20 protein-coding genes and 3 pseudogenes are annotated in these 24,858 nt (G+C 60.6%); 13 read left to right on the top strand and 10 right to left on the bottom strand.

The window, feature by feature from the left end; genetic code table 11:
• Nucleotides 1-340, bottom strand: a pseudogene (locus ACNAZS_RS26315) (membrane-bound PQQ-dependent dehydrogenase, glucose/quinate/shikimate family); the annotation flags it as partial.
• A 215-nt stretch (nucleotides 341-555) separates the two neighbouring features.
• Between ACNAZS_RS26315 and ACNAZS_RS26310 the strand changes: the two are divergent.
• Both ACNAZS_RS26310 and ACNAZS_RS26305 read left to right on the top strand, forming a co-directional pair.
• Nucleotides 556-1,536, top strand: a complete 981-nt coding sequence (locus tag ACNAZS_RS26310) for a tripartite tricarboxylate transporter substrate binding protein (protein ID WP_415793542.1) — start codon at nucleotides 556-558, stop codon at nucleotides 1,534-1,536.
• A 2-nt stretch (nucleotides 1,537-1,538) separates the two neighbouring features.
• On the top strand, nucleotides 1,539-2,936 hold the full coding sequence (locus ACNAZS_RS26305) for a CoA transferase (RefSeq protein WP_415793541.1): 1,398 nt from the start codon (nucleotides 1,539-1,541) through the stop codon (nucleotides 2,934-2,936).
• 99 nt (nucleotides 2,937-3,035) lie between these two features.
• Here ACNAZS_RS26305 and amaB read toward each other — a convergent pair.
• Nucleotides 3,036-4,360: pseudogene (amaB, locus tag ACNAZS_RS26300) on the bottom strand (L-piperidine-6-carboxylate dehydrogenase); the annotation flags it as partial.
• A gap of 1 nt (nucleotide 4,361) precedes the next feature.
• Nucleotides 4,362-4,538 (bottom strand): annotated as a pseudogene (locus ACNAZS_RS26295) (aldehyde dehydrogenase family protein); the annotation flags it as partial.
• Nucleotides 4,539-4,645: 107 nt separating this feature from the next.
• Between ACNAZS_RS26295 and ACNAZS_RS26290 the strand changes: the two are divergent.
• The 7 genes from ACNAZS_RS26290 to ACNAZS_RS26260 all read left to right on the top strand — a co-directional run bounded on the left by ACNAZS_RS26290 (nucleotide 4,646) and on the right by ACNAZS_RS26260 (nucleotide 10,126).
• Nucleotides 4,646-5,395: an amino acid ABC transporter ATP-binding protein gene (locus ACNAZS_RS26290; protein WP_415793540.1), complete on the top strand. Its 750-nt coding sequence runs from the start codon at nucleotides 4,646-4,648 to the stop codon at nucleotides 5,393-5,395.
• Nucleotides 5,396-5,532: 137 nt separating this feature from the next.
• Nucleotides 5,533-6,324 carry an ABC transporter substrate-binding protein gene (locus ACNAZS_RS26285; RefSeq protein WP_415793538.1) on the top strand — a complete coding sequence of 264 codons (792 nt, stop codon included), beginning with the start codon at nucleotides 5,533-5,535 and terminating at the stop codon, nucleotides 6,322-6,324.
• A gap of 4 nt (nucleotides 6,325-6,328) precedes the next feature.
• Nucleotides 6,329-7,021, top strand: coding sequence for an amino acid ABC transporter permease (locus tag ACNAZS_RS26280; RefSeq protein ID WP_415793537.1), 693 nt, complete (start codon nucleotides 6,329-6,331; stop codon nucleotides 7,019-7,021).
• A 2-nt stretch (nucleotides 7,022-7,023) separates the two neighbouring features.
• A complete protein-coding gene (locus ACNAZS_RS26275) occupies nucleotides 7,024-7,713 on the top strand; it encodes an amino acid ABC transporter permease (RefSeq protein ID WP_415793535.1) in 690 nt (229 codons plus the stop codon).
• An 11-nt stretch (nucleotides 7,714-7,724) separates the two neighbouring features.
• Nucleotides 7,725-9,017: an NAD(P)/FAD-dependent oxidoreductase gene (locus ACNAZS_RS26270; RefSeq protein WP_415793534.1), complete on the top strand. Its 1,293-nt coding sequence runs from the start codon at nucleotides 7,725-7,727 to the stop codon at nucleotides 9,015-9,017.
• A 12-nt stretch (nucleotides 9,018-9,029) separates the two neighbouring features.
• Nucleotides 9,030-9,614 carry a helix-turn-helix domain-containing protein gene (locus ACNAZS_RS26265; RefSeq protein WP_415793533.1) on the top strand — a complete coding sequence of 195 codons (585 nt, stop codon included), beginning with the start codon at nucleotides 9,030-9,032 and terminating at the stop codon, nucleotides 9,612-9,614.
• Between the two features lie 53 nt (nucleotides 9,615-9,667).
• Entirely contained in the window at nucleotides 9,668-10,126 is a 459-nt protein-coding gene (locus ACNAZS_RS26260) for a cupin domain-containing protein (RefSeq protein WP_415793532.1), read from the top strand.
• Here ACNAZS_RS26260 and ACNAZS_RS26255 read toward each other — a convergent pair.
• The 6 genes from ACNAZS_RS26255 to ACNAZS_RS26230 all read right to left on the bottom strand — a co-directional run bounded on the left by ACNAZS_RS26255 (nucleotide 10,123) and on the right by ACNAZS_RS26230 (nucleotide 15,671).
• Nucleotides 10,123-10,965, bottom strand: coding sequence for a 5'-methylthioadenosine/adenosylhomocysteine nucleosidase (locus ACNAZS_RS26255; protein ID WP_415793531.1), 843 nt, complete (start codon nucleotides 10,963-10,965; stop codon nucleotides 10,123-10,125). The genes ACNAZS_RS26260 and ACNAZS_RS26255 overlap by 4 nt on opposite strands.
• Nucleotides 10,966-10,988: 23 nt before the next feature.
• A complete protein-coding gene (locus tag ACNAZS_RS26250) occupies nucleotides 10,989-11,519 on the bottom strand; it encodes a GNAT family N-acetyltransferase (protein WP_415793529.1) in 531 nt (176 codons plus the stop codon).
• Nucleotides 11,520-11,541: 22 nt separating this feature from the next.
• The gene (locus ACNAZS_RS26245) at nucleotides 11,542-12,156 is read right to left on the bottom strand and encodes an ABC transporter ATP-binding protein (RefSeq protein ID WP_415793528.1); all 615 of its coding nucleotides are present in this window, start codon (nucleotides 12,154-12,156) and stop codon (nucleotides 11,542-11,544) included.
• Between the two features lie 107 nt (nucleotides 12,157-12,263).
• Nucleotides 12,264-13,367: a branched-chain amino acid aminotransferase gene (locus ACNAZS_RS26240; RefSeq protein WP_415793527.1), complete on the bottom strand. Its 1,104-nt coding sequence runs from the start codon at nucleotides 13,365-13,367 to the stop codon at nucleotides 12,264-12,266.
• Nucleotides 13,368-13,521: 154 nt separating this feature from the next.
• Nucleotides 13,522-14,220: a GntR family transcriptional regulator gene (locus ACNAZS_RS26235; RefSeq protein WP_415793526.1), complete on the bottom strand. Its 699-nt coding sequence runs from the start codon at nucleotides 14,218-14,220 to the stop codon at nucleotides 13,522-13,524.
• 122 nt (nucleotides 14,221-14,342) lie between these two features.
• Nucleotides 14,343-15,671 carry an MFS transporter gene (locus tag ACNAZS_RS26230; protein ID WP_415793525.1) on the bottom strand — a complete coding sequence of 443 codons (1,329 nt, stop codon included), beginning with the start codon at nucleotides 15,669-15,671 and terminating at the stop codon, nucleotides 14,343-14,345.
• Nucleotides 15,672-16,082: 411 nt separating this feature from the next.
• Between ACNAZS_RS26230 and ACNAZS_RS26225 the strand changes: the two genes are divergently transcribed.
• On the top strand, nucleotides 16,083-17,576 hold the full coding sequence (locus tag ACNAZS_RS26225; RefSeq protein WP_415793524.1) for a M81 family metallopeptidase: 1,494 nt from the start codon (nucleotides 16,083-16,085) through the stop codon (nucleotides 17,574-17,576).
• Between the two features lie 29 nt (nucleotides 17,577-17,605).
• Here ACNAZS_RS26225 and ACNAZS_RS26220 read toward each other — a convergent pair whose 3' ends face one another.
• Complete coding sequence (locus ACNAZS_RS26220; protein ID WP_415793522.1) at nucleotides 17,606-18,592, bottom strand: MBL fold metallo-hydrolase; 987 nt, start codon at nucleotides 18,590-18,592, stop codon at nucleotides 17,606-17,608.
• A 124-nt stretch (nucleotides 18,593-18,716) separates the two neighbouring features.
• Here ACNAZS_RS26220 and ACNAZS_RS26215 point away from each other — a divergent pair, with 124 nt between their 5' ends.
• The 3 genes from ACNAZS_RS26215 to ACNAZS_RS26205 form a co-directional block, all read left to right on the top strand.
• Nucleotides 18,717-19,643 carry a LysR family transcriptional regulator gene (locus ACNAZS_RS26215; RefSeq protein ID WP_415793520.1) on the top strand — a complete coding sequence of 309 codons (927 nt, stop codon included), beginning with the start codon at nucleotides 18,717-18,719 and terminating at the stop codon, nucleotides 19,641-19,643.
• A gap of 214 nt (nucleotides 19,644-19,857) precedes the next feature.
• Nucleotides 19,858-20,337, top strand: a complete 480-nt coding sequence (locus tag ACNAZS_RS26210) for a hypothetical protein (protein WP_415793519.1) — start codon at nucleotides 19,858-19,860, stop codon at nucleotides 20,335-20,337.
• Between the two features lie 22 nt (nucleotides 20,338-20,359).
• On the top strand, nucleotides 20,360-24,858 hold a 4,499-nt coding region (locus ACNAZS_RS26205; protein ID WP_415793518.1), incomplete at its 3' end, for a beta strand repeat-containing protein.

Genomic DNA, 24,858 nt, shown 5'->3' with positions numbered 1-24,858 from the left:
CGGCGAAGCCGCGCGTAGCCGGGGGCAGCAACAGCCACAGGCCAAGCAGAAAAAGAAGGCCATAGCGCGGCGCCAGTGCCCAGAAATCGGCGCCGGCCTCCCACACCCCCCAGACCAGCGTGGCCGCCAGGATTAGCGCGTAAAGCCACAGTCCTGTCTCACGGTTGCGCCACAGAAATCCCGCGCTCGTCAGCAGCACGATGCCCAGCACGGCGTAATACCACGAGCCGCCCAGCGTTGCCAACCAGACGCCGCCCAGCAGCGAATAGAGCGCAATAAGCAGCAAGATCGCCCCGCCGATGGTTTGGAGCACGCTTCTGTGTTGACCGTTGGTGTTCATGGCAGTGATCCTTTTGAGGAGAGAGATCATCAACAAGCCCCAATGGGGATGACGGACAATTTGGCGTCTTAGCACGCACTGACTGGATGGAGCTACCTATTGCACGATTGCCCGCAGAGCAATCGATAGTATCGATCATGGTAATGGGAATTCATCATTTGTTGTGACAAAGTCCCGCATCTACTCTATCTCTCATCAAAATGAGGAGACTAGATATGAATCGACGCCAATCGCTGGCGGTCATCGCCGCACTCGCCGGTGCCTGGGCCGCTCCTTGCGCGTTCGCGCAGGGCTACCCCAGCAAGCCGATCCGTCTCATCTCGCCCTACGGACCGGGCGGCGGCAATGACACGATCGCACGGTTGCTTGCCACGGGGCTTGGGAAAACCTTAAAACAGACCGTTATCGTGGAGAACAAACCGGGTGCCAATACCATCATCGGCAACCAGTTTGTAGCGACGTCGCCGCCAGACGGCTACACGCTGATTCTCAACGGCAATGGCTTTGCCACCAATCCGAGTTTCTATGCCAAGATGCCCTATGACACGGTGAAGGACTTCGCGCCGATTGCCTTCGTGGCGTTCACCGAACTGGTGCTGGTAGCCAACCCGTCGGTGCAGGCGAAGAATGTGCCCGAACTGGTGGCGCTGGCCAAATCGAAGGATGGGCTGAAGTTCGGCAATACGGGGCAGGGCGGGCCGGAACACCTGGCCAGCGTGATGTTCGGTCAGATGGCTGGCGCTGAGGTAACCGCGATTCCCTACAAGGGTGCCGCGCCCGCCATTACTGATCTGATCGGTGGCCAGATACAAGTGATGATTACGGCACGGGCCGCGGTCCAGCCTTACATCCGCAGCGGGAAGCTCAAGCTCATCGCAATCGCCAACAACGCGCGCTCGTCTCAGTATCCCGACGTCCCGACGATCGCGGAGTCCGGCATGCCGGGCTTCGACACGTCGCTGTGGTACGGCATGATGGCGCCGGCCGGCACGCCACAGTCGATCGTTCTCCAGTTGAACCAGGCGATCAACAAGGTCCTGCGAGAGAAGCAGGTGCTGGATACCTTCGCGTCGCGCGGGCTGTTCTTGGGAGACGAGGCGAAGGTCGGTACACCGGAGTTGTTCGGCGCTTTCATCAAATCCGAGATCGCCAATACCGCGCGTATCGCGCGCGAGGCTGGCATCGAACCGGCGTAATCATGCAGATGTCGACTTCGCGGGACCTGCTCGAACAACTGAGGCAACAGGCGGGATTGCCCGCCGAGGCGGCGTCGGACGTGCACATCGATGGTGGGGACCCCGTGCTGAGCACGCCCATCAAGACTGCGGAAACCGGCGCAGCGGCCATCGCCGCAGCGGGTATGGCTGCCGCATGGCTGTGGTGGCAAAAGAGCGGGTCGATACAGGAAGTGCGCGTGGACGGCGCCGCGGCCGTGGCTGCTATGCAGAGCTACAAGTTCATGAAGGTGGATGGCCGGCCGCCCGGTGCGGTGATGGACGTGCTGACCAATGCCTACCAGCTCAGGGACGGCCGCTGGATCTATCTGCATTGCAACTTTCCGAATCTGGCCGAGAAGAACTGCCTTGCGCTCGGCGCGCGGATGGTGCCCGAGTCCATTCGCGAGCATGTGGCGCAGTGGGATGGGGAACGGCTCGAGGAGGCGTTATTCGCGACCGGCGGTTGCGGCGCGCTGGTCCGCAGCGAGAAGGAATGGCAAGCGCTGCCGCAAGGTATCGCAGCGGCTGCGGAGCCGGTGCTGGAGATCGTGCGGATCGCAGACGCGCCTGCACAGCCGCTGCCGAAAGGCGACAGACCCTTGTCCGGCGTGCGCGTTCTGGATCTTACCCGCGTCCTGGCTGGGCCGACTTGCGCGAAAAATCTGGCCGAACACGGGGCCGACGTGTTGCGCATTTCGCGTCCTGGCCTGGCCGATTCGGGTGTGCTGGATTTCGATACCGGGGTTGGCAAGCTGTCGGCCTATGTGGACATGCGCGATACCGCGCAGATGGCGCAGATGCGAGAACTGGTGCGTGGGTGTGACGTGTTTTCGCAAGCCTATCGTCCTGGCACGCTCGATGCACGAGGGTTGTCGCCGTTGGAACTGGCTAAACTGCGGCCCGGGATTGTTTGCGTCACGCTCAATGCTTGGGGGTTTCGTGGGCCGTGGAAGGATAGGCGCGGATACGACACCGTGGTGCAGGCGGCGAATGGGCTGGCCTGGAATGGGATGAATGCGCCGCCTGTGTTTACGCCGGTTGCACAGCAGGATTATGTGGCTGGGTATCTGATGGCATATGGCGCCATGGTTGCGCTCGCCCGGCGGGTGAGTGAAGGTGGGTCGTGGTTGGTACGGGTGTCGTTGGCCGGGTGCGGCGAGTGGATCCGCAGGCCAGGGCTGGTCGCACCAGAAGATTATGGACGGTGTCCGACGCAGGTGAGGGATGACGTGGTAGCGCCGTTGTTGCAGGCGTCCGCCTCGCCGGCTGGCGTTGTCTCGCATTTGGGGCCGGTCACGCGCATGTCGTTGACGCCGCCGCGTTGGGACAGGGGAATCGCCGCGACGGGATCTTCGCCGCGGGAGTGGCCGAGCCGGTAACGCCATGACGGCGTTGCGGGGCGGGCTCGGCCACCCGCCGCACCGGTGTTAAAGGCCTTGCACGGACACGCCGCGCTCGTGCAGCTCGGCCGGCAGGCACTATTCGCCGAACTTGATGCCCTGGGCGAGCGGAAGCTCACGCGTATAGTTGATCGTGTTGGTGGCGCGGCGCATGTAATTGCGCCATGCATCCGAACCTGATTCTCGACCGCCGCCGGTTTCCTTTTCACCGCCGAAAGCGCCACCGATTTCGGCGCCCGAGGTGCCGATGTTCACATTGGCGATACCGCAGTCGGAGCCCGACGCTGACAAGAAGGTTTCGGCTTCGCGCAGGTCATTGGTGAAGATGGCCGACGACAGACCCTGCGGCACGCCGTTGTGCAGCGCCAGCGCCGCGTTGAAATCGGTGTAGCGCATCACGTAGAGGATGGGCGCGAAAGTTTCGTGGCACACCACGTCGGTCTGGCCGGGCATTTCGGCGATGGCTGGGCGCACGTACCAGGCATCGGGGTATTCGTCGGCCAGCACGCGTTCGCCGCCGGTCACCTTGCCACCCTGTTCGCGCGCTGCTGTCAGCGCCGCCTGCATGGCGTCGAACGACGCGCGGTCGATCAGCGGGCCGACCAGCTTGGTAGCGTCCAGCGGATTGCCGATGGGCGCGCTGGCGTAGGCTTTGTGCAGGCGCTGTAGCAGGTCGTCGGCCACGCTTTCGTGCACGATCAGGCGGCGCGTGCTGGTGCAGCGCTGGCCTGCCGTGCCGATGGCGCCGAACACGATGCCGCGCGCGGCCATGTCCAGATCGGCCGTTGGGCCGACGATAATGGCATTGTTGCCGCCCAACTCCAGCAGCACGCGGCCGAAACGCTGGGCCACACGCGGGCCCACCTGACGGCCCATGCGGGTCGATCCGGTGGCCGACACCAGCGCCACTTTAGGCGAATCCACCAGCGCTTCGCCGATGTCGCGGCCGCCGATCAGCACTTCCACCAAGCCGGCGGGCACATCGCCGAAGCGTTGCGCGGCCTGGGCGAAGAGTGCCTTGCAGGCCAGCGCGGTCAGCGGCGTTTTCTCTGACGGTTTCCACACCACGGCATTGCCGCAGACCAGTGCCAGCGCCGTGTTCCAGGACCAGACGGCGACCGGAAAATTAAAGGCGCTGATCACGCCGACCACGCCCAACGGATGCCAGGTTTCCATCATGCGATGGCCGGGGCGTTCGGATGCGATGGTCAGGCCGTACAACTGGCGTGACAGGCCTACGGCGAAATCGCAGATGTCGATCATTTCCTGCACTTCGCCTTCGCCTTCCGCGATGATTTTGCCGGCTTCCAGGCTGACCAGGCGGCCCAGTTCGCGTTTGTGCTGGCGCAGGATCTCGCCGAACAGGCGCACCAGTTCGCCTCGGCGCGGCGCCGGGACGTCGCNCCACGCCAGGCTGGCCTGATGCGCACGCGTGATGGCGGCATGGGCCTGCGCGACGCTGTGTTCGTGGACCTGGGCGAGTTCGACGCCGTCGATCGGGCTGCGCGCGCTCAGCGTTCCACCACTCAGCGAATCCGCATTCAGGCCGAGCGCTCGCAAGATTTCTTGGGGGGTATCCATGCCAATTCCTTCGCTTTTAAGGGTTATGCCTAAGTGGCGATTCTGGAAATAAATTTACTATACGAAACTCTAGCGTGAAATGCGAAACTTTTTCTGCAGGGGAGTTCGTGACGGATCCGTTGTTAGTTGTTCAGGCAGTCACCAAGACCTATCAGCGCGATGGGCAGACCCCGCATCGCGCGCTGGACGCCGTCGATTGCCACCTTGGCCGGGGTGAGGTCATGGCCGTGGTCGGACCGTCGGGCTCTGGCAAGAGCACTTTGCTGCGCACCTTGAACGGATTGGAGAGCATTGACAGCGGCACGATCCGCGTGGATGGTGTGTCGCTCACGGATCCGGCCACCGACGTCAATCTGTGGCGCACGGAGGTGGGCATGGTGTTCCAACATTTCAACCTGTTCCAGCACCGTACTGCGTTGGACAATGTCGCGCTTCCCCAGCGCGTGGTGCGAGGGCGCAGCCGCGCCGAAGCCGAGCGCTACGCCCGCGAACTGCTGGGCCGCGTCGGTATGGCCGATTTTGGTGAGCGCTACCCGAGCCAGTTGTCCGGCGGCCAGCAACAGCGCGTCGCTATCGCCCGCGCGCTGGCCATGGATCCCAAGCTGATGCTGTTCGACGAGGCGACCTCGGCGCTCGATCCGGAAACGGTGGGCGGCATCCTGGAACTGATGCGCACTTTGGCGCGCGAGGGCATGACCATGGCGGTTGTCACCCATGAAATGGGCTTTGCTCGCGACGTGGCAGACCGCGCCCTCTTTATGGACGCCGGCCGCATCGTCGAAATGGGCACACCCGAGGAAGTTTTCTGCCATCCCCAGGAGGCGCGCACTCGCGCTTTCCTGGAGAAGATTCTGTAGTCGCAGTAGGAAAGAAGCAAGCGGGCCGCGTGGCGCGGTACGCGGAGTAATCAGGCCGATTTGGCCGGCCCGGGCACTACTGGTGCGATGTGCTTTGCCCGGAATGATATGGATCCATTCACCACAAGGGGTTAGACATGCTGAAAATCAAACAATGGCTAGGCGTGGCGGGTTTCGCCCTAGCCGCCGTAACGGTCGCTGCGCCGACCCAGGCCGACGTGCTGGCGGACATCCTCAAGCGCGGCGAGTTCCGAGTGGCGGTGCAGACCTCGGGGCCGCTGATGAGCTTCATGGACAAGACCGGCAAGCGCACCGGGCTGGCAGTGGAAGTGGCCAAGCGCATGGCCGACGACTTGGGCGTAGAGCTGGTGCTGCAGGACTATGAGTGGAAGGGCCTGATTCCCGCGCTGCTGTCAGGCAAGGCCGACATGGTTGCCGCCGACATGACGCCTACGCCGCAGCGCGCGGCGCAGGTGCTGTTCTCGATGCCCATGTTCTACGCCGACACCGTGGCGATCGTGCCCAAGGACTCACCCTATAAGTCTTATGGCGAACTCGACAAGGAGGGCGTGACTGTCGGCGTGTTGGGGGCCAGCACCTATGCAGAGGCGGGCAAGAAGATGTTGCCCAAGGCCACCATGAAAGAGTTTTCGGGTGGCAGTGCGCCGGTGGGGCAGGCCTTGTCCAGCGGACGGCTGGACGCCGGCATCATGTCGTTATCTACCGCCAACCAGTTTCTGGCCGACTTCGGCAACCTGCGGGTGCTGGACGGTGTCATGGTGCGTGAGCCCCTGGCTTTTGCTGTCGGTCCCGACGCCGTGCGCCTGAAGTTCTGGCTGGACAACTGGCAGACCCTGAAGACTGCCGATAATTCGCTGCCCGAACTGGTGAAGTATTGGTATTCCACCGACTGGAAGAAAAACCACTGATCTCATGGACTGGCTGATCGATTTCTATAACTGGCGCATCGTCAGCCAGTACGCGGGCGAGTTCGCCACCGGCCTGGGCAACACGCTCATCGCGGCCGGCGCGAGCCTCGTGTTGTCGGTGTTGGCGGGCATTCCGATCGCGCTTGCCCATATGTCGCCGCGGGGCGCTGTCTGGCGTCCCGTGGCGGCCTATGTGCAATTCATCCGCTCTACGCCGCTCCTAGTGCAAATCTACCTGGTCTACTATGCCGTGCCCTACCTGGTGCCAGGGGCCAAGGGCTGGAGCGAGATGCTGCTGGGCATCATCGCAATGACCCTGCACCACGCCGCCTACATGAGTGAGATCATCCGCGTGGGAATCGAATCCGTGCCGCAGGGTCAGGTCGAAGGTGCGAAGGCCTGCGGCATGAACTATCGCCAGCGCCTGCGCTATGTCGTGCTGCCGCAGGCCTTCGTTAATACGCTGCCGCCCCTGCTGGGCCAGACTGCCGTGCTGATCAAGGATACGTCGTTGTTGTCGTTGATCACAGTATTCGAACTGGTTGCCGCTGGCGTGCAGATGAACAGCGACCGTATCGTGCCCAGCGAGAGTTTCCTGACCATCGCGGCGGGCTATCTGTTGATCTACGGCTGCATGCTGCTGTTGTCCAGGGGCGTGAGCCTCTGGCTGGCGGGTCCTGCCTGGAACGCGAGGTGAGCATGCTGGACTCCTATCTTTCCACCGCGGGCGTCGTGCTGCCCTTCCTGCTGAAGGGCTTCTGGGAAACCCTGAAAGTTTCTTTCGTGGCGATCATCGCCGGCTCGCTGCTGGGTTTCGTCATCGGCGTGATCCGCAGCTACCGCATCCGCGGCGTGCACCAACTGCTGGGGTTGTACATCCACCTTCTGCGCGGTACGCCGTTCCTGGTGCAGCTTTATATTTTCTATTTCGTGCTGCCCAGTACCGGCATCGAGATGCTGCATTGGGATTCCGCCACGGCGGCGTTCGTGTCGCTCTCGGTCTACACGTCCTGCTACGTAGCGGAGATCGTCAGGGGGGCCATTGAAGCGGTGCCGCGCGGCCAAACCGAGGGTGCGATGACACTCGGCTTGAAACCCTTTCAGATTTTGCGGCTGGTCATCCTGCCGCAGGCCATGCGCTTGATCGTACAGCCCATGAGCGGCGTCTACGTCATGTTGATCAAGAGCACAGCCATCTTGTCGGTGGTAGGCATCACCGAGCTGACGCGGCAGGGCGAGGTGTTCATCATCACCTTCCCGTCTAAATCGCTCTTTATCTACGGCATGATCGCTGCCATTTATTTCATCTACTGCTATCCGCTGCTGCGCCTGGCCAACTGGCTCGAAAAGCGGTTGACCGGCGGCCTGCAGGGCGCAAGCCTGCACTGATACGGGGCATCATGGCATCCGAGTACGTTGATACCTATTACCGGCGTACGCTCGCCGACACCAGTACCTACTATCCACCGCTGACGGGTGCGAGCAGCACCGATGTCTGCGTGGTAGGGGGAGGGTTGGCTGGCCTGTCCACCGCGCTGGAACTGGCGCGGCGCGGGCGCGACGTTACCTTGCTGGAAGGGCGGCGCATCGCCTGGGGCGCGTCGGGTCGCAACGGCGGCTCGGTGTCACCGGCCTTTGCCGCGGGCGCGGACACCATTCGGCGGCACGTGGACGAAGACCACTACCGCCAGCTTTACCGGCTTTCCATGGAGGGCGTGGAAATCATCCGCGCCAATATCCGCGATCTGGCGATCGAGGACGCGCACCAGGTGGATGGCCGCTTACGCGTCGTGCGCTATGAAGCGACCGATGCGCTAAGGCAATGGTGCGACGGCCAGCAGCGCGACTTCGGTCGCGACGTCCGCTTCCTGACCCGCGGCGAGGTCCGCGAGCGGCTGCTGTCCGACGCCTATCACCAAGGGATCGAGGATCCCTCGTCGTTTCATTTTCATCCGTTGAACTACGCTCGCGCGCTGGCTCGAGAATGCATGCGACTAGGCGTGCGGATCCACGAGGATACCGCCGTCACGCATGTGGATCTGGACGACGCGGTCAAGCGCCTGAGGACCGGACAGGGCCAGGTCGACGCCCGCTCCGTGGTACTGGCCACCGGCGGCTATACGGACAGCATCGTACCCACGTTGCGCCGGGCCATGCAGCCGATCGTTACCTACATCATGCTGACGGAGCCGCTAGGTGATCGGGTCCTGGACGCTATCCGCAGCAACGCCGCCATTGGCGATGACCGTCGCGCTGGCAACTACTATCGGGTGCTTGATGGCGGCCGTATCGGCTGGGGCAGTAGAATCACCACCCGTGTGGATGACCCTCCGGATCTGGCGGAGTCGCTGCGTCGCGAATTGCTCTCCGTTTATCCCCAACTGGCGGGGGTGAAGGTGGAGACGGCGTGGTCGGGACGCATGGCTTACGCGCGGCACCTGATGCCCCAGATCGGCCAGTTGGCGCCGGACGTCTGGTACTGCACGGCGTTCGGCGGGCACGGCATGAATACCACCTCGATCGGTGGCCGGGTCGTCGCCGAAGGGATCACGGGCGAAACCCAGCGCTATAAGCTGTTCGCCCCCTTTGGACTTGCATGGGCCGGTGGCGGTTTTGGCAGGACGGCGGTTCAACTGACTTATTGGTCGTACCAGGCCCGCGACTGGTGGCGGGAGATACGGTCGCGGGCATGACAGGATGTATAGATGGAAGACGACAAACAGAGCGTGTTGGCACAACGGCTGAGAGCCTTGCGTCGAGCGCGGACTTGGACCCTGAAGCAGGCGGCGGCGGCCACCGGTGTGTCCACGTCCACATTGTCCAAGATCGAGAACGGTCTGCTATCGCCCACCTATGACAACCTGATCAAGATCGCTACGGGCTTGGATCTGGATGTGGCCGAATTGTTCACGGCGTCCGACGCCCATATGGGCACCGGACGCTGCAGCCTCAGCCTGGCGGGAGAGGGGCGTCCGTACGAAACGCCGTACTACGACCACCGTCTACTTTGCACCGCGCTGTCCCACAAGCGCATGATGCCGTTCCATACCCGAGTCAAGGCCCGCGCATTCGAAGAGTTCCACGATTGGAGCCGCCATCAGGGGGAGGAGTTCGTCTACGTCCTCGAAGGCGAAGTCCGGCTCTACACTGAGTTCTACGAGCCTGCCCGCCTGCGAGCCGGCGAGAGCTTCTACATCGACAGTCGCATGGGCCATCGGGTGATCAGCCTGAGCAAGAAAGACGCGCTCGTACTGTGGATATCCACGCACGCGGACATCGGCGAAGAGTAGTCTTTTAGATCATGCCGCTTGGTCGTGACGTCTGGACTTGAGCCGCTCGACCTATGACTGAAAACTTCAGGGACAAAGAGATCATCGAAATGGACATTAGTGAAATCATCGAAACGCTTGGCATGCGGCGTCACCCGGAAGGCGGCTGGTATGTTGAAACTTTTCGCGATGTTCGGGGCGAGACACGCGCTCATTCAACGGCAATCTATTATTTGCTTGAAGCCGGTGACAGCTCTCATTGGCACCGCGTTCGTGATGCGGCGGAAGTCTGGCACTTCTATGCCGGCGATCCATTGCTTCTCAGGCTTTTCGATGGCAATAAGCTCGAGGAGACTACGCTCGGTACCGATTTCGCGAATGGCGAGCGGCCGCAAGCCGTGGTGCCGGTTGATGTCTGGCAGGCTGCACGACCGCTTGGGCGTTTCACGTTGGTGGGTTGTACTGTCGCGCCCGGGTTCGAGTTTGGCAGCTTCGAGTTAGCGCCCGTCGATTGGGAGCCTCGGGTCCGTTAGTTTCGTGCCGGGCAGACGTTGGCGTGCGTCGAATTGCGTGAGGTGATAAGTGCCCGGCTCGCCATGAACTTCAACAGCACACCACACGAGTAGCGTCCCGCCCATTGCTCCAGAAAGTCCGTGAAATGATCCTTTGCGTTCTGATTGGCGTGATCTGAAATCACTCGCATAACAGCATAGGGAACACCAAACTCGTAGCACACCTGGGCCATGGCGGCGCCTTCCATCTCGACACAAAGCACCTCGGGTAAGCGCTCTTGTATCTCGCCACCGACAGCCGAGTCACTCACGAAAAGATCGCCTGTCGCAATGAGACCATGGTGCGCTCGAGGGCGTCGGATACCAACGGTTCGCGCCGACGGCGCTTGACCATTCTCAGTGGACAGCTCGTTCAAATACGCTTCCGAATGGTTGATGAGCGCCAGGCTGAGTGTCGGGTTGGGGTCGAATTGTGCACGACCCAGCATCGGCACCTGGTATCGATCAAACAAAGGGCGGGCGTCCAGATCATGCTGCATCAAGCTGCTTGCCACAACGATGTCTCCGATCTGAACCGAACGGTGAAGGCCACCAGCCAAGCCGACGAAAACAATCTCCGTCACATTAAATGTTTCTATCAGGATCGTCGTTGTCGCCGCCGCTGCAACTTTTCCGATACGACTCAATACAACCACACAGGGCTGGCCCGCAATCTCTCCGAGGTAGAAGTCGCGCATGGCTACTCTCTGTACCGATATCGACGAGCCCATGGCCAAAACGAGGCCGTCCAACTCTTTGGGCATGGCGGCCATGATTGCCAGTCTTTTCATGGATGCTTTTTGTTCCAGGCGATTATCCAAGGACGTCAAGTATTCACCATACGTTAAGGGACTATCGAGAAAATCGATGCCGATACCGCCACGCCATGTAACTGAAGCCGATTGCGTGCGATACCTTCAAAATGCGCACCATAGTTGCGTGCAATCGCCTCGCTTGCTGTGTTGCCTGTGGCAATCACTATCTCAACACGTTGCATACCCAGCACGTGGAATGCATGTGGGACCAGAGCCCGTACTGCGCGCAGTGCTACACCCTTCCGTTGGGCCGACTGTTTTACCCAATATCCTAAATTGCAGAAGAGATTCTGATGATGTATCGCGTTGAGCGCGACCCCCCCGAGGAATTCTCCTGTTTGCTGTGAAAACACGCCTAATTCGTATCCTGTCTCGGAGCGCGCACTTGCACGACATTGCTTGAACCACGCTAGCGCATCTTGCTTGGAGAAGGAGGGGGTACACCACGGCATCCACCGCCCCACGGTGTCAACGGATTCACGAGCCGCGTTTGCAAAGGCTGTTGCGTCGTTGTTCTGAAAACGACGGAGTATTAATCCTTCAAAGGTAATGGGCGACATGGCGGGCTGAGTAGTGTCGGGGTCAGCGCAGTTCGTCAACATTCAATGCTCTTGCGCCACACGCCTGCACCAGTTCGTAATCATGGCTGGCAAACAGCACGACACGATCCTGGGACCAGATCCGGAATTGTTCGGCCAGCACGGCGCGTGCTTGGGTATCCAGCCCATTGCTGGGACCATCCGCGATGATGACGGCCGGTTCGCCCAAGGCGGCCGCCGTCAGAAAGACCTTACGGCGCGTACCGGTCGACATTTGTTCAAAGCGCTTGTCCAGGTGAGGTTCCAGCCCTAGCCGATATGCCAGATCGAGCACGGTATCGTCTATGGCTGAATTTTTTTCCGAAGCGACCTGTTCGAGCAACCCTCGCCCCGTCTGCGCCGGAAATGCCAGGCAATTGTCGGGTACATAGGCCAGGCGGGATTTGGCTTGTACTGGCGAATGGATCATCGAATGCCCGTCTATCCAGACGTCTCCTTCATCCGGAGCGATGACACCCGCAATAATGCGCAGCATGCTGGATTTGCCAGTGCTATCTTCTTCGCATAGCGCCACACATCCAGGAGGAAACGCCTGGGTCAGCCCCTGAAATACGAGATGGTTGCCGTAGCGTTTGCTGAGGTTGTCAATGCGTAGCATGTCGGATGTGTGCGCAGGCGCCCTAGTTGGAGGACTCGTCACCCTCTCGGCGACCCTTTCGTGCTGCCAAGCCTACCGCGAGAGTACTCCTCGCGGTGGTTCTCTTTTTACGCCAGGCGCATCATCCACCCGTGATGGTCAGGCGAGCGTCCATACTGAATATTAGTCAGTTCTTCACGCAACGCCATGGTCAGTTTGCCTGCGGGTGCGTTATCGTCACCCACGGTAAAACCTGCTCCCTTGAGCACCGAGATTGGCGTAACCACCGCTGCGGTTCCGCAAGCGAAAGCCTCTACCACCTGCCCCGACGCAAAGCCGTCTCGCCATTCCTGTACCGAGACCTTGCGCTCCTGAACGTCATGTCCGCGATCGCGAGCCAATTGAATAATGCTGGCGCGAGTCACGCCCTCAAGAATGCTGCCGGACAATTCAGGCGTGACCACCGTTCCGTCCTTGAGCACCAGGAACACATTCATGCCACCCAGTTCTTCGAGGTACTTACCTTCAAGCGGATCCAGGAACAGGACCTGCGCGCAGCCGTTTTCGTGGGCTTCCTGTTGGGGCAGCAGCGAGGCCGCGTAGTTGCCGCCGCACTTGGCAGCACCCGTCCCACCCTTGGCCGCACGCGCGTAGTCCGTAGACAACCAGATCGACACCGGCTTGACCCCACCGGCAAAATACGAGCCCGCCGGGCTGGCGATAACATAGTAGGCCGCGCGGTGCGCCGCGCGAACGCCCAGGAAACTCTCATTGGCGATCATGAACGGGCGCAGGTAGAGGCTGGTTTCCGGCGCGGAGGGCACCCAGGGGGCGTCGACCGCCAACAATTGCTTGAGCGATTCGATGAAGAGCTCGGCGGGCAGCTCTGGCAGCGCCAGTCGGCGCGCCGAGCGCTGCATGCGTTCGGCATTGGCTTGCGGGCGGAACGTCCAGACCGAGCCGTCTGCATGACGGTAGACCTTCAGGCCTTCGAAGATTTCCTGCGCGTAATGCAACACCGAGGCTGCCGGATCCAATTGCAACGGACCATAAGGCCGTACTTCGGCATCGTGCCAACCCTTTTCTTTGGTCCAATCGATCGAGACCATGTGATCCGTGAAATATTTCCCGAACCCGGGATCGGCCAGGATGGCATCGCGTTCGGCGACCGCCCGTGCGGTCGAAGAACGCATCGTATTGAAAGAAAGAGGCGAAGAGACGGTGTTGGACATGGGGGTATCCGCTAGTTCACTGGAATAATGGCTTGAATGTAAAAGGCAACGTCGCGAGTCGGCGCCTCGTGCCCGTTGCGGATAGTGTAATCCTTCAAGCCATTGGCTACGAACGGCTGGATTGCCTGTGCCGTCAATGCCAGACCGTGCAGGCTTAGCGGCTATGAATCGAGAATGCGTCGAGCGCCGCCCTGGTCAGCCGGTCGAGCAAAGACATGAGCTCGTCCGAGGCCTTGACGGCGTCGTCCGGGGCGTTTTCGACGATACCGTCAAGCACGCTGGCATGCAGTTTTGCCGCATCCAGAAAGGCATTGGCTTCCTCTATTGTCTGATACCAGAAACGGCGAGATTGCGCGTGGATCGGCAGCATCGTACTGGTCAGCATTGAGTTGTGCGCCGCGAGAACCTGCGCCTGGTGAATCGTGCGGTTGACATCGAAATAGTCTTCCACATTTTTCTTCCTGGCTGCGTCGACGAGTCGCCTTGCCAGTCTTTTGAGCTCCGTGCGCTCGTCCGTACTGGCGCGGGCACAAGCGCACCGGACGACCAGTGCTTCAAGCGGACGACGCACTTCGAGAAGCTCGAGTTGCTGGCGTACATCCACGCTGCAGATCGAGGTTCCGCGGCGCGGACGCATTTCGACAAATCCCAATTGGCGCAGACGTTGAAGCGCCTCGCGAACGGGCGTGCGACCCATGTGGAGTTGATCGGCCAATTGCACTTCGGAGACGACTTCGCCGGGAGGCAGTTGGCGAGTGACGATCATCTGCTCGATACGCGAGAACGCAATATCAGTTTGGAACTGCTCTTTGGCAGCATCATCTTCCTGAACGGAAGGCGTATTTCGTTTCAACGTCGAATCTCCTGGGCACACCGCAGCGCCTAGTATATTAAGGAAATCTCAAGTGGATTTCAGATTGGTCTGCCGCGAAGTCTGCGTCCGTTGCTGCGAGCACCAGCGAGTGGGGAGGTTTTTCAAAGCGACTCCAACTCGGCGTGCAGGTCTGTCTTTCCGGCGGGGGCGGGCAGGCGATTTACCAAGAGTAGGACGGTTCCGATAGCCAGCACGCCAACCATCGCGAGCAGACCGGATTGCATGGTTCCGGTGAGCGTCTTGACGTAGCCAATAAGGGTAGGGCTCACGAATCCTCCGAATGCCCCGATCGTGTTGACGAGGGCGATGCCACCGGCTGCAGAGTCTCCTTTCATGTAATCCGACGGCATTGCCCAAAATACGGTATAGGCCGCCCATAGGGCCGCAGTGGCGATGGTGATGCTGACGAGTGTAATAACGAGACTGGACCCGTTCAATGCGGCGACCAAGAGAGTAACGGCGGCTAACGCCAGCATCGAAGCGCTGTGCCAACGTCGTTCTCCCAGTCGGTCGGAGCGGCGTCCCCACCAAATCATGGTGAATATCGCCGCAACATAGGGAATTGCCGCGTAGAAACCAATGTGCATGGTGCTCGTCACCCCCGTACTTTTCAGAATCGTTGGCAACCAGAAGCTGACGGCATAGTGCCCGCAGATAATGCAGAAGTACGCTATGCTCAGCAAAAGAACGCGCGGATCGCTGATAACCTGCTTGAAGGAATGGTGCTTGCGAGATTCGGGATTGCCGCTGCGTTGCAGTTGCGCTGCAAGATAGGTTTTTTCGTCCTGACTCAGCCATTTGGCATCCGAGGGGCGATCTACGATCAAGCGCAGGGAGATGAGGCCGAGAATGACGCAAGGAAGTCCTTCGACAAGAAACATCCATTGCCATCCTGAGAGACCACCGACGTTATCGAGCATGGTCATCAAGCCCGTGGACAGCGGTGCACCAACAATGCCGCCAATCGGGCCGCACAACATGATGACCGTGAGTGCCCGAGCCATCCGGTTTTCCGGGTACCAATAGGTTAGGTAGAAAATAAGTCCCGGTGCGAAGCCGGCTTCGAATACACCCAGCAGGAAGCGCAACGCATAAAACTGGTTCGCGTTGGTGACGAAGAGCATCGCTGCCGAAGTCAGCCCCCAGAGGATCATGATCCGGCTGAAGGTACGGCGCGCGCCCAGCCGAGGGAAAAGCAGGTTGCTGGGAACTTCGAAAAGCATGTAGCTGAGAAAGAATATCCCCGCACCCAGACCGTAGGCGGCATCGCTCAGGCCAATGTCCGCCTGCATCTGGATCTTGGCGAATCCGATATTTATTCTGTCCAGGTAGGCAAAGACATAGCACAGTGTAAGGAATGGGAGCAGCCGCCAACTGATCTTCTTGAAGAGGGCCTGCTGGCCGGATTGCGAAAGCAATACATTGTTCATGAGGGGGCACCGTAGGGAGTTTTCAGCCTCGCCAAGTGGCGCGGCCTGTTCGTTAAAAAGGCTTGCATCGACAGCAACTCGGCGTGTCTGCTCGAGCGGCAACTACCGGGATGATTTTTATCGTTCGCGGTGTGTATTCAAATCGACAATCGGGCGGCGGTCATGGCGCCAACAGTGCCCAATTTTTATTGACATTCGTCTGATATGTCAGATGGATGGTAAATATCCGAGATTGCTGATTTTTGGTCAATACGGGTTTCCCCTTGTTTTATTCTTTCCTTGTCGGCGTTGACTTTTCCTACGCACGAATCTAGTATGTCGACAACTGATATATCAGTGGCATGTCCTGGTTGAAATCTCACTGACAGGCATCGTGCCTGGCCACTCTAGTACCGCCTCGACAATCCCAATATGAAAATCCTGCTTGCTGGTTTCCAACATGAAACGAACACGTTTGTCGCGCTCCATGCGGCCTATGAGAATTTCGTCAATGGGGAGACCTTTCCCGCCCTGAAGCGTGGAAGCGAAATGTTCGCCTTGCGGGATGTGAATATCCCCGTCGGCGGTTTCATCAAGGAGATCGAACGCGATGGCCACCAACTGGTGCCGGTCGTCTGGGCGGGTGCCGGGCCTTCGGCGGAGGTACAGCACGATGCGTTCGAGCGCATCGTCGGCGAGATCGTCGACGCAGCCCGCGCGGAACGGGCTGACGCTATCTATCTCGATTTGCACGGAGCGATGGTTGCCGAGCAGGCCGAGGATGGCGAGGGTGAGCTACTAGAGAGATTGAGACGAGCCGTAGGAGAAGACGTGGCTATCGTCGCGTCGGTGGACCTTCACGCGAATGTCACTGAGCGGATGTTGCGACTTGCCGACGCGATCGTGGGCTATCGTACCTACCCGCATGTAGACATGGCGATTGCCGGACAGCGTGCCGCAAAGCTTATGCGCGAGCGACTCAACGGCCCTCGTTGGCATTGCGCGTGGCGCAAACTGCCTTTTTTGATTCCGCTAAATTCCATGTGTACGCTGGTAGAGCCGGCGCTTGGAACCTATCGTCGACTTGAAGAGATTGAGCGTGCCGGGCTGGCGTCACTTTCCTTGGCATTGGGGTTTCCCGCTGCGGACTTTCCCGAGTGTGGGCCGGCAGTTTGGGGCTACGGTCTTGACGCGCGAAAGGTCGAAGATGCCGTAGCAACCCTGGCTGATGAAATCGTGGCCTCCGAGGCCGCCTGGCAGGTGCATTTCTTGTTGCCAGAAGCCGCGGTCGAGGAGGCCATGCACTTATCGACGGGCGCTTCGAAACCTGTTGTTATCGCCGACACGCAAGATAATCCCGGGGCGGGCGGAGAGTCGAATACGACCGGTATGCTGCGCGCACTGATATCCAAGAATGCCCAGGACGCCGCTTTGGGTGTCGTGTACGACCCCGAGGCTGCACGACGCGCGCATCAGAGCGGCGTGGGTGCTTTGATTGACATCCCTCTTGGAGGCGAAGCCGGCCTTCCTAATGGAGAGCGCTTTCGAGGCATATTCGAGGTCGTTACCCTGTCTGATGGGGTGTGTCGCTTCGATGGACCGATGCTCAACGGTATGGAAGTGAAGTTAGGACCGGCTGCGCTGTTGAAGATTGGCGGGGTGTCGGTGGTGGTGAGCTCGGAGCACCCTCCTCAGATGATGGATCGGAATCTATACCGAGTCGTGGGTCTCGATCCCGAAAAAATGAAGATACTGGTGAATAAAAGTTCTGTTCATTTTCGGGCAGACTTTGATCCCATCGCACAGGCGACTCTCGTCGCGAAGGCACCGGGCGCTGTCGTGGCTGACCCGGCTGACCTTCCGTGGCGGCGTCTCAGGAGCGGGTTGCGCGTTGGCCCGCTCGGGCCATTTTTCGAGAGGGAGTGATCAGGAAGATACCCGGCCCGGGCGCGCGCTCAATTCTTTTCGTAATAGTCGTTGATGTATGTCATGGGTATCCAGCGGTAGCCGTCTCCGTCGACTTGCACATGCCCCACGCCCGGAAATGAGACGTGATCTCCGGCTATCCAATAGCGTCCCTTCACAGCGTCAGCGATCACCTGCTTGCGGGTAGCCGCGGCAGCTTCAGGATCCACGTCAAAGATAATCGTGACATCCGGTCGCGGTAGCTGTACCTCTGCAATGTGAAGGAGATCTCCCCAGAACACGAGCTTCTCTCCCTTGCTCTCAAGGGCATAGAGGGTATGGCCCGGTGTGTGGCCAGGTGCCGGGATTGATCGGATTCCTGGGAACAACACCGTTTCTCCACTGAATGTTTTCACTTTCCCTGCATTCAGGTAGGGCTGGACCTTGGCGGATGCTTCGTCGAAGTACTTCCTCGTCGATTCAGGCGCCTGCATGCGGCGTTCCGGATTCAACCAGTAGTCGACTTCCTTTCGCTCGATGTGCACGGTGGCGTTCGGGAAGACCATGCGTTGGCCGTCCATTAGGCCTCCGGTGTGGTCTGTGTGAATGTGGGTGATCAAGATGTCGGTGATTTGCTCTGGCAGGTAGCCCGCAGCCTTGAGGCTTGCGCTCAATTTGTTCAAGGTGGGGCCGTAGAGTTCGCCGGTGCCCGCGTCCACCATGATCAGCCGGTCGCCGGCTTTGATCAGGTACGCATTGATAGACGCCTCGACATCCGTGCTCTGGTATGTCTGTGCGAGGCGCGATGCCACCTCGCCAGCTCGAACATTGGTCAGCAGCTTGTTCGCGGGAATCGGCAGCGTGCCATCCGACAGTGCGACGACTTCGACGTCGCCGATTTTGAAATGGTAGTAGCCTGCCTGGAATTGACTGATCTTGGTCGAAGGCGTATTTACGCCTTCGGCCAAAGCGGGACCGGCGACCGGCGCGAGGGCCGCGGCAATGGCTAGGGAAATGGTGAGAATGGATCGATGCATGATGAGTTTCTTTTCAAGTAGAGGCAATGCGATATCGCACTGGATGCAATCAGTCAAAGCGTAAAGGGGATATCGAAGTGGCTGTTAATCGCTAGATTCGATGGGAGGTATCGGAATGTTCGATATGAAAAGATCGGAGTTGTACTTGCTGATCTCGTTGGACACATTGCTGGACGAACTGAACGTGACGCGCGCGGCGCGGCGCTTGCACATCGGTCAGCCGACCCTGTCGGGCCACCTGTCTCGTCTGCGCGAGCTGTTCCAGGACCCGCTGCTTGTGCCTTCCGAAACGGGCCGCGGCATGGTGCCGACCGAACGAGCGCTTGCGTTGCGTTCGAGTTTGTCGGATGCACTTGTCAGGCTCCGCGACGCTGTGGCGCAACCGCACGAATTTGATCCTGGAACTTCGGCGAGAACTTTTGTCGTCGCAACAAATGACAGCGTGTTCACGATCGTGGCACTGGACGTGATGGCGAAGGTGATGAGTTACGGCAACCCCGCATTGCGGATGGCCGTCGTGCCTGCCGACGATGCCGGGTTGGTCGAGCGCATGGCGCGCCGCGAGGTCGACCTGTTTCTCGGGGATATCGATCGCGTGCCGGATACTCTGAAGGCCCGATTTCTGCTCAGCGACGATTTTGTATTGGCGCAACGTTGTGGTCATCCCCGAGGGACCGGCACCCCCGATCTGGCAGAGTATTGCGCTCTTCACCATATCGTTGTGTCATCCCGTGCAGGCTTTTCCACTCCCGTAGATACGGTTTTGGAAAAATTGGGCGTCGAGAGACACGTCGTCGCTACCGTGCCCAGCTATAACCAAGTGGCGCTCGTTCTATCCCAGACCGATGGCGTGGCCAGTCTTCCACGAAAATTGCTCCAGCGCTATGCGACGTTTGTGGATTTGATTTCTCTTCCATTTCAGATTCCGTCATTTCGCTTGGCGATGGCATGGCATCCGCGGGCACAGAGTGATCCCGCCGGCATATGGCTCAGAGATCGTTTTCTGGAAATCGGCGAACGAGCGAAATCTACGAAGACGGACTTGGACTAGCTTTGGATTCACTTCGTGGCAAGGCGGTGTCGATAACTTACAACATTAGACGCATTGATTTTACAAATTGACACCGCTCAAATCAAAAAGTGTCAATACAGTAATCGCTCATTCGCGCCCAGGCTAGCCCCGCGCTGATGTTGATTCTGCATGCTTGGCAGTGAAGCGCCTCACTCGATCGAGGCAGTTACATCAGCGCTAAAGGGCTTTGACAATGGACGAACGGAATTCCGGTTCGGGGGACGCGTTGGGCTCGCTGAATCGAGCTCAGGAAGGTCTTGGCGCCAGCGGGCCAGTGACGGGCACTTTTTGTGCCGACTGGGCATCCCGTCTCGCCTGGCGATTCGGAACCCCTGTTGTGCTGCGTGCTCCGGCGTCCACCGCTGCGCAACGTGGCGCCATGCAGGGCAAGGCAGCCCGCATCGACGCCGGCAGTTTCACCCTCTTCGCTCTGTATCACGACAAGTCTGACATCTTATCGATGGCGCCAGATGAGGCCGGCATGCGTACGGTCACCTCTCGTGGCCAAGCTATCGATCGCAGCCGCAATGATGTGCAAGGCGATGCTCTCCAGTCGTTGAACGGCGGCGCCGTGCCATGGCAGTGCAGGCTCGCGGCGCACCGATTTCAGCGGACCGCTTCTGAACCAGTCGGCGACTGCCCGGCTGGAAACTCCTTCCCAAGCCATTTCTAAGAACTGCGGAACGACAGACACCATGAATAACAAGCGATTCGTTGATCGGTCTAGTAAACGCGGGCAAATTCTCCTGAAGAAAAAAGCGCGCGCCGAAGCAGGGGGCAGCGCAACCCGATCGGGATTACGCGAGATCGCCCTACGTCCGGGTGATCCGGCAATGGCGCGCGCCGCGACTTCCAAAGTGGGGCTCGCCGCGGGGTTGTTGGGCGCCGCGGCGTGGATGTTATTGCCCGCGCATTTGGTGGCGCAGTCATGCGGCGCACAAAACGGTATCTACACCTGCAACTATTCGGGTACGTCCACCGCCCACAACCTTTACACCGGGTCGCCGGATGCGTTGCCGATGGTGGTGAACACCTCTGGCAACGTGGTGATGTCCGTGCAACCCGGGCAAGGTACGGGCCTGAATTTTGGCGCGTTCGGAGAGAACGGTTCGGGCGGCAATGTTTATGGCTTGCAGTTCAACAATACCGGTTCGATCACGCTGAATTATGGATCGGGATGGAACTTAAGCCCGTACGGCATACAGGCTTCGCTTGGCGGGGGGAGCGGTAATCCCGGAGGCCTGAGTGAAAGCGGTTCCTCGCCCTCTGGTATCCATCTGGTTAATTCCGGAGCGATTGCGTTGAACATGGGTGGCACTCTGTCAGGCCAGGGCGCAGGGATATGGGCCAATGAGTTTGGCGGTGCTGGTGAGAACGGCGGAACTGGTGGCTGGACATCCGGCGTGTGGGTCACTAATTTTGCGCCGATCACGGTTGATATCAGCTCCGAGGGCCGCATAGGCGGCATTCTGGCCATGACTACCGGCGGGGACGGCAGCTCCGACGCTAGCACCAATACAAATGGCCAGGGCGGGCCGGTCGGGCCGGCTTCGGTAGAAAGTTATGCACCGGTACTGGTTAATTTCACGTGGCCCTCCGATGCAACGACGAATGGAGGTCAGTTCGGCATACTCGCCGCGATCCAGGGGGGCGCCGGCGGGGGCGGTAATGCGCAGGCGAATGGGAATTGGGGCGGATATGCAGGAGCAACGCCATCGATCACGCTGGCCGCAGGTGCCGATGTCACGCTCAACGCATCCGGCACCGGGCCATCATTGCCTACCCCCCCCGTCAGCGGCGGTGTAGTCGCCCTGGCCACGGGCGGGGCGGGCGGCCTGGGAGGCAACAATGTATATGGTTACAACGGCGGATCAGGGGGTGGCGCTTTCGGTGGTGTCATTAACGTGACGGATGCCAAGGTCACTACTACCGGAGGCTATTTACCGGGCTTGCTGGTGGTGGCCCAGGGTGGCGTAGGCGGCGATGGCGGCGCTTATAACAGCAACCATGAAGAGGCCAAAGCCGGATTTGGCGGCGCCGGAGGAAACATCAACGCGGGAGCCACCGTCAACCTGAACGCGTCATCCGCGGGGTCCGCGGCAGTGTCGACGTCGGGCGATGATTCCCCGGCGATTTATGTGACGCTGATCGGTGGCGACGGTGGCCAGGGCGGCTATCTCAGCGATGGACTGGATGAGGGTACCGCTGGCTATGGTGGCGATGGGGGTTCTGCATCGCCGAACGATCTTAACGGCAACTCCATCGACATCACCGTGAGCGGGGGCGCGCTTTCGACGCAAGGAGATAGTGCGCCCGGCATCCTGGCGATAACTCAGGGCGGCAACGGCCAGGACGGCCAGACTGGCACAGACTTCACGGCGGTTTACGGTGGCAACGGGGGTAATGGCGGCGGCGCCGGCAACGTGCAGGTTAGCGTCTATGGCGGCTCGTCGATCACGACTCAGGGCGACGATGCGCATGGCATTGTCGTGCAGAGCGTGGGCGGCAACGCCGGTGCCGGTGGGGCAGGGGGTGGCGCTGCCGGTCATGGCGGAGTGGGGGGGACAGGAGGCGACACCGGGTCCGCCCAGGTGAACAATGGGGGCTCGATCAGCACGTCGGGTCAGACGGCGCGGGGCATTATTGCCCAGTCGCTGGCGGGCAGCGGCGGCGGCGGCGGCAGCAACTGGAGCTTGTTCCCGGGGTATGGGGGCAAGGGTCTGGCGGGCGGTGCCGCAGGTAGCGCCAACGTGTCGCATGATGGCTGGATCAGCACCCAGGGGTCGAACGCACAGGGCGTGTTGCTGCAGTCTATTGCCGGCGGCGGCGGCGCCGGCGGTGACGCCAGTGGCTTTATGTCCAGCGTGGGTGGCTCGGGCGCGCTGGGCGGTAATGGCAATTCCATTTATTTTCAGTCTACCGGCGGTATCAGCACCACCGGTGTATCGGCGCATGGGGTGCTGGGCCAATCAGTTGGTGGAGGCGGTGGCGACGGCGGGGGTGGATCAAATTCGAAGGTGACCATCGGCGGCACGGGCGGGGGCGGTGGCGCAGGTGGGGCTGTCGTGGCGGATCTGAATGCAGGCACGCAGATTACGACGGCGGGAATGGGTGCGACGGGCGTTCTCATGCAAGCGATAGGTGGCGGTGGAGGTAACGCCGGCAATGCCACATCGGTGGGCCTGTTCGAATCGATTTCCATCGGTGGCCAGGGAGGTAATGGCGGCAATGGCGGACAAGTGCAGGTCACCGCAACGGGCGCCAACATCTTGACCCAGGGTGGCACTTCGCCAGGTATCGTGGCGCAGTCTATCGGCGGCGGCGGTGGGTCGGGTGGTCAGGCGATTTCCGGATCTTTTAGCGTCGGTTTTTCGGCCGGCTTTGCGATGGGGGGTAGCGGTGCCACCGGCGGCACTGGCGGGCCGGCCACCGTCAACGTCATTGGCGGCTCTATCACTACCGGGCTGGACCCATTGTTGCAGGCAAATCCCAGTGGCCCGGGTGCGTGCCCGTCGCTACCTTGCAATCTGCTGCCCGCCGACAGTTATGGCGTACTGGTTCAAAGCGTCGGTGGCGGCGGTGGGTTGGGCGGTTCGGCGTTGGCAGAGTCGGCAGCCGTGGGTGTACCTGTGGACGGCGGCTCTGTCTCGGGCACGCTCGACATTTCATTAGGCGGCACAGGCGGTTCTGGCCAGGATGCCGGCCCGGTGTTTTTCGGGTTGTCGAACGGAGGGCAGATTTTCACCAGCGGCAGCGGATCGCATGGCGTGCTGGCGCAGGCCATTGGTGGTGGCGGCGGAGCGGGTGGCGATTCGACCTCGATGGGCGCCGCAGTGGGATATGGTGGCGGAACGGCCGATGACGACAGCGTCAACTACGGCGTGACGCTGACGTTCAGTATGGGCGGTGACGGGGGGACCGGCGGCCACGGCGGCAATGTACTGGTGGCTATGGGTGGCACGGTGCCGGGGTTCAATAACAATCCGGATTACAACAGCCAATCCAGTACGCCTGATGCCCCAGGAAGCGCGCCGACTTCCATCGTGACGTATGGCGATTATTCCACTGCCATCGTGGCCCAATCGGTGGGCGGCGGAGGCGGCAATTCCGGTATGGGCGGCGGTAATACGCAAGGCTTTGGCGAGGCGACCAGCACCAACATCGGATTGAACCTGGGATCCCAGGGCGGCGCGGCCGGTGGCGGAGGATACGTCGCCGCCAATCTCTATTCAGGGTCGATCTTGACGTGGGGCGCGGGTTCGATGGGGCTGATTGCCCAATCCATCGCTGGCGGCGGTGGTACGTCGCAAGGGCTCTCGGTGAACGTGGCGCAAAGCGGCAAGTCAGGCAACACGACGATAAAGCCGGGTATCAACTTCGCTCTCGGCGGCAAAGGCGTGCCGGGCCAAAGCGGTGGTGCTGTAGATGTCTACGTCGGGGCAAACATCATGACCAAGGGCGGCGATGCCCCAGGCGTCTTGGCCCAGTCTATCGCCGGTGGTGGGGGCGTAGGCGGGTCGGCTGCGGCGGACGGGTCCAACGACAATCCCATCCTGCCTCAGAAAGCAACCGATGCCACGATCTCGGCACTGAAGGCCCGCGAAGCGTCCAGCAATCTGCATAGCCTGCTCAATGACGGTACGCCACCGACCATTGACCTGACTTTTGGTGTCACAACGGGGGGGACGGGCGGGACGGGCGGGGATGGTGGTGCAGTCAGCATCGCGCTGACCAGCTCTATCAATACGGCGGGCGACTGGTCCAAGGGCCTGGTCGCTCAGTCAATTGGCGGCGGTGGCGGCAAAGGTGGCTCATCGGCTGCATCCGGCACCGGCGGCTTGCCCGAAATAACCCTTAATTTGAATCACGCGATCGGCGGCAGCGGCGGCGCATCGGGTAACGGCGCTAACGTATCGATCAGCCTGGAGGGCACGCCAAGTATTGTGACCGCCGGCTTTGGCGCCGCGGGTGCGGTGGGCCAGAGTATTGGTGGCGGTGGTGGTATTGGCGTGGACGGTTCCGACCAAGCGACCGGCTTGATTTCTGTGGGTGCCGGGACGCAGACGGGCAAGAGCGGTGCCGGGGGCTATGGCGCTTCGGTAATGTTCACCACGTCAGGTAGTTATCCGTCCACCATCGCGACAACGGGCGGTGGCGCAGATGGTGTCTTGCTGCAGTCCATCGGGGGTGGGGG

Source organism: Bordetella tumulicola, from assembly GCF_965138755.1.
Classification (GTDB): Bacteria; Pseudomonadota; Gammaproteobacteria; order Burkholderiales; family Burkholderiaceae_B; genus Bordetella_A; species Bordetella_A tumulicola.
The sequence above is the reverse complement of the archived record's forward strand: the minus strand, read 5'-3'. Positions and strand labels throughout refer to the sequence as shown.

What these genes read in the sequence shown, in the direction of transcription:
- ACNAZS_RS26310 (WP_415793542.1), top strand. Translation starts at nt 556, where the DNA reads ATGAATCGACGCCAATCGCTGGCGGTCATCGCCGCACTCGCCGGTGCC.
- ACNAZS_RS26305 (WP_415793541.1), top strand. Translation starts at nt 1,539, where the DNA reads ATGCAGATGTCGACTTCGCGGGACCTGCTCGAACAACTGAGGCAACAG.
- ACNAZS_RS26285 (WP_415793538.1), top strand. Translation starts at nt 5,533, where the DNA reads ATGCTGAAAATCAAACAATGGCTAGGCGTGGCGGGTTTCGCCCTAGCC.
- ACNAZS_RS26280 (WP_415793537.1), top strand. Translation starts at nt 6,329, where the DNA reads ATGGACTGGCTGATCGATTTCTATAACTGGCGCATCGTCAGCCAGTAC.
- ACNAZS_RS26275 (WP_415793535.1), top strand. Translation starts at nt 7,024, where the DNA reads ATGCTGGACTCCTATCTTTCCACCGCGGGCGTCGTGCTGCCCTTCCTG.
- ACNAZS_RS26270 (WP_415793534.1), top strand. Translation starts at nt 7,725, where the DNA reads ATGGCATCCGAGTACGTTGATACCTATTACCGGCGTACGCTCGCCGAC.
- ACNAZS_RS26265 (WP_415793533.1), top strand. Translation starts at nt 9,030, where the DNA reads ATGGAAGACGACAAACAGAGCGTGTTGGCACAACGGCTGAGAGCCTTG.
- ACNAZS_RS26260 (WP_415793532.1), top strand. Translation starts at nt 9,668, where the DNA reads ATGACTGAAAACTTCAGGGACAAAGAGATCATCGAAATGGACATTAGT.
- ACNAZS_RS26250 (WP_415793529.1), bottom strand. Translation starts at nt 11,519, where the DNA reads ATGTCGCCCATTACCTTTGAAGGATTAATACTCCGTCGTTTTCAGAAC.
- ACNAZS_RS26245 (WP_415793528.1), bottom strand. Translation starts at nt 12,156, where the DNA reads ATGCTACGCATTGACAACCTCAGCAAACGCTACGGCAACCATCTCGTA.
- ACNAZS_RS26240 (WP_415793527.1), bottom strand. Translation starts at nt 13,367, where the DNA reads ATGTCCAACACCGTCTCTTCGCCTCTTTCTTTCAATACGATGCGTTCT.
- ACNAZS_RS26230 (WP_415793525.1), bottom strand. Translation starts at nt 15,671, where the DNA reads ATGAACAATGTATTGCTTTCGCAATCCGGCCAGCAGGCCCTCTTCAAG.
- ACNAZS_RS26225 (WP_415793524.1), top strand. Translation starts at nt 16,083, where the DNA reads ATGAAAATCCTGCTTGCTGGTTTCCAACATGAAACGAACACGTTTGTC.
- ACNAZS_RS26220 (WP_415793522.1), bottom strand. Translation starts at nt 18,592, where the DNA reads ATGCATCGATCCATTCTCACCATTTCCCTAGCCATTGCCGCGGCCCTC.
- ACNAZS_RS26215 (WP_415793520.1), top strand. Translation starts at nt 18,717, where the DNA reads ATGAAAAGATCGGAGTTGTACTTGCTGATCTCGTTGGACACATTGCTG.
- ACNAZS_RS26210 (WP_415793519.1), top strand. Translation starts at nt 19,858, where the DNA reads ATGGACGAACGGAATTCCGGTTCGGGGGACGCGTTGGGCTCGCTGAAT.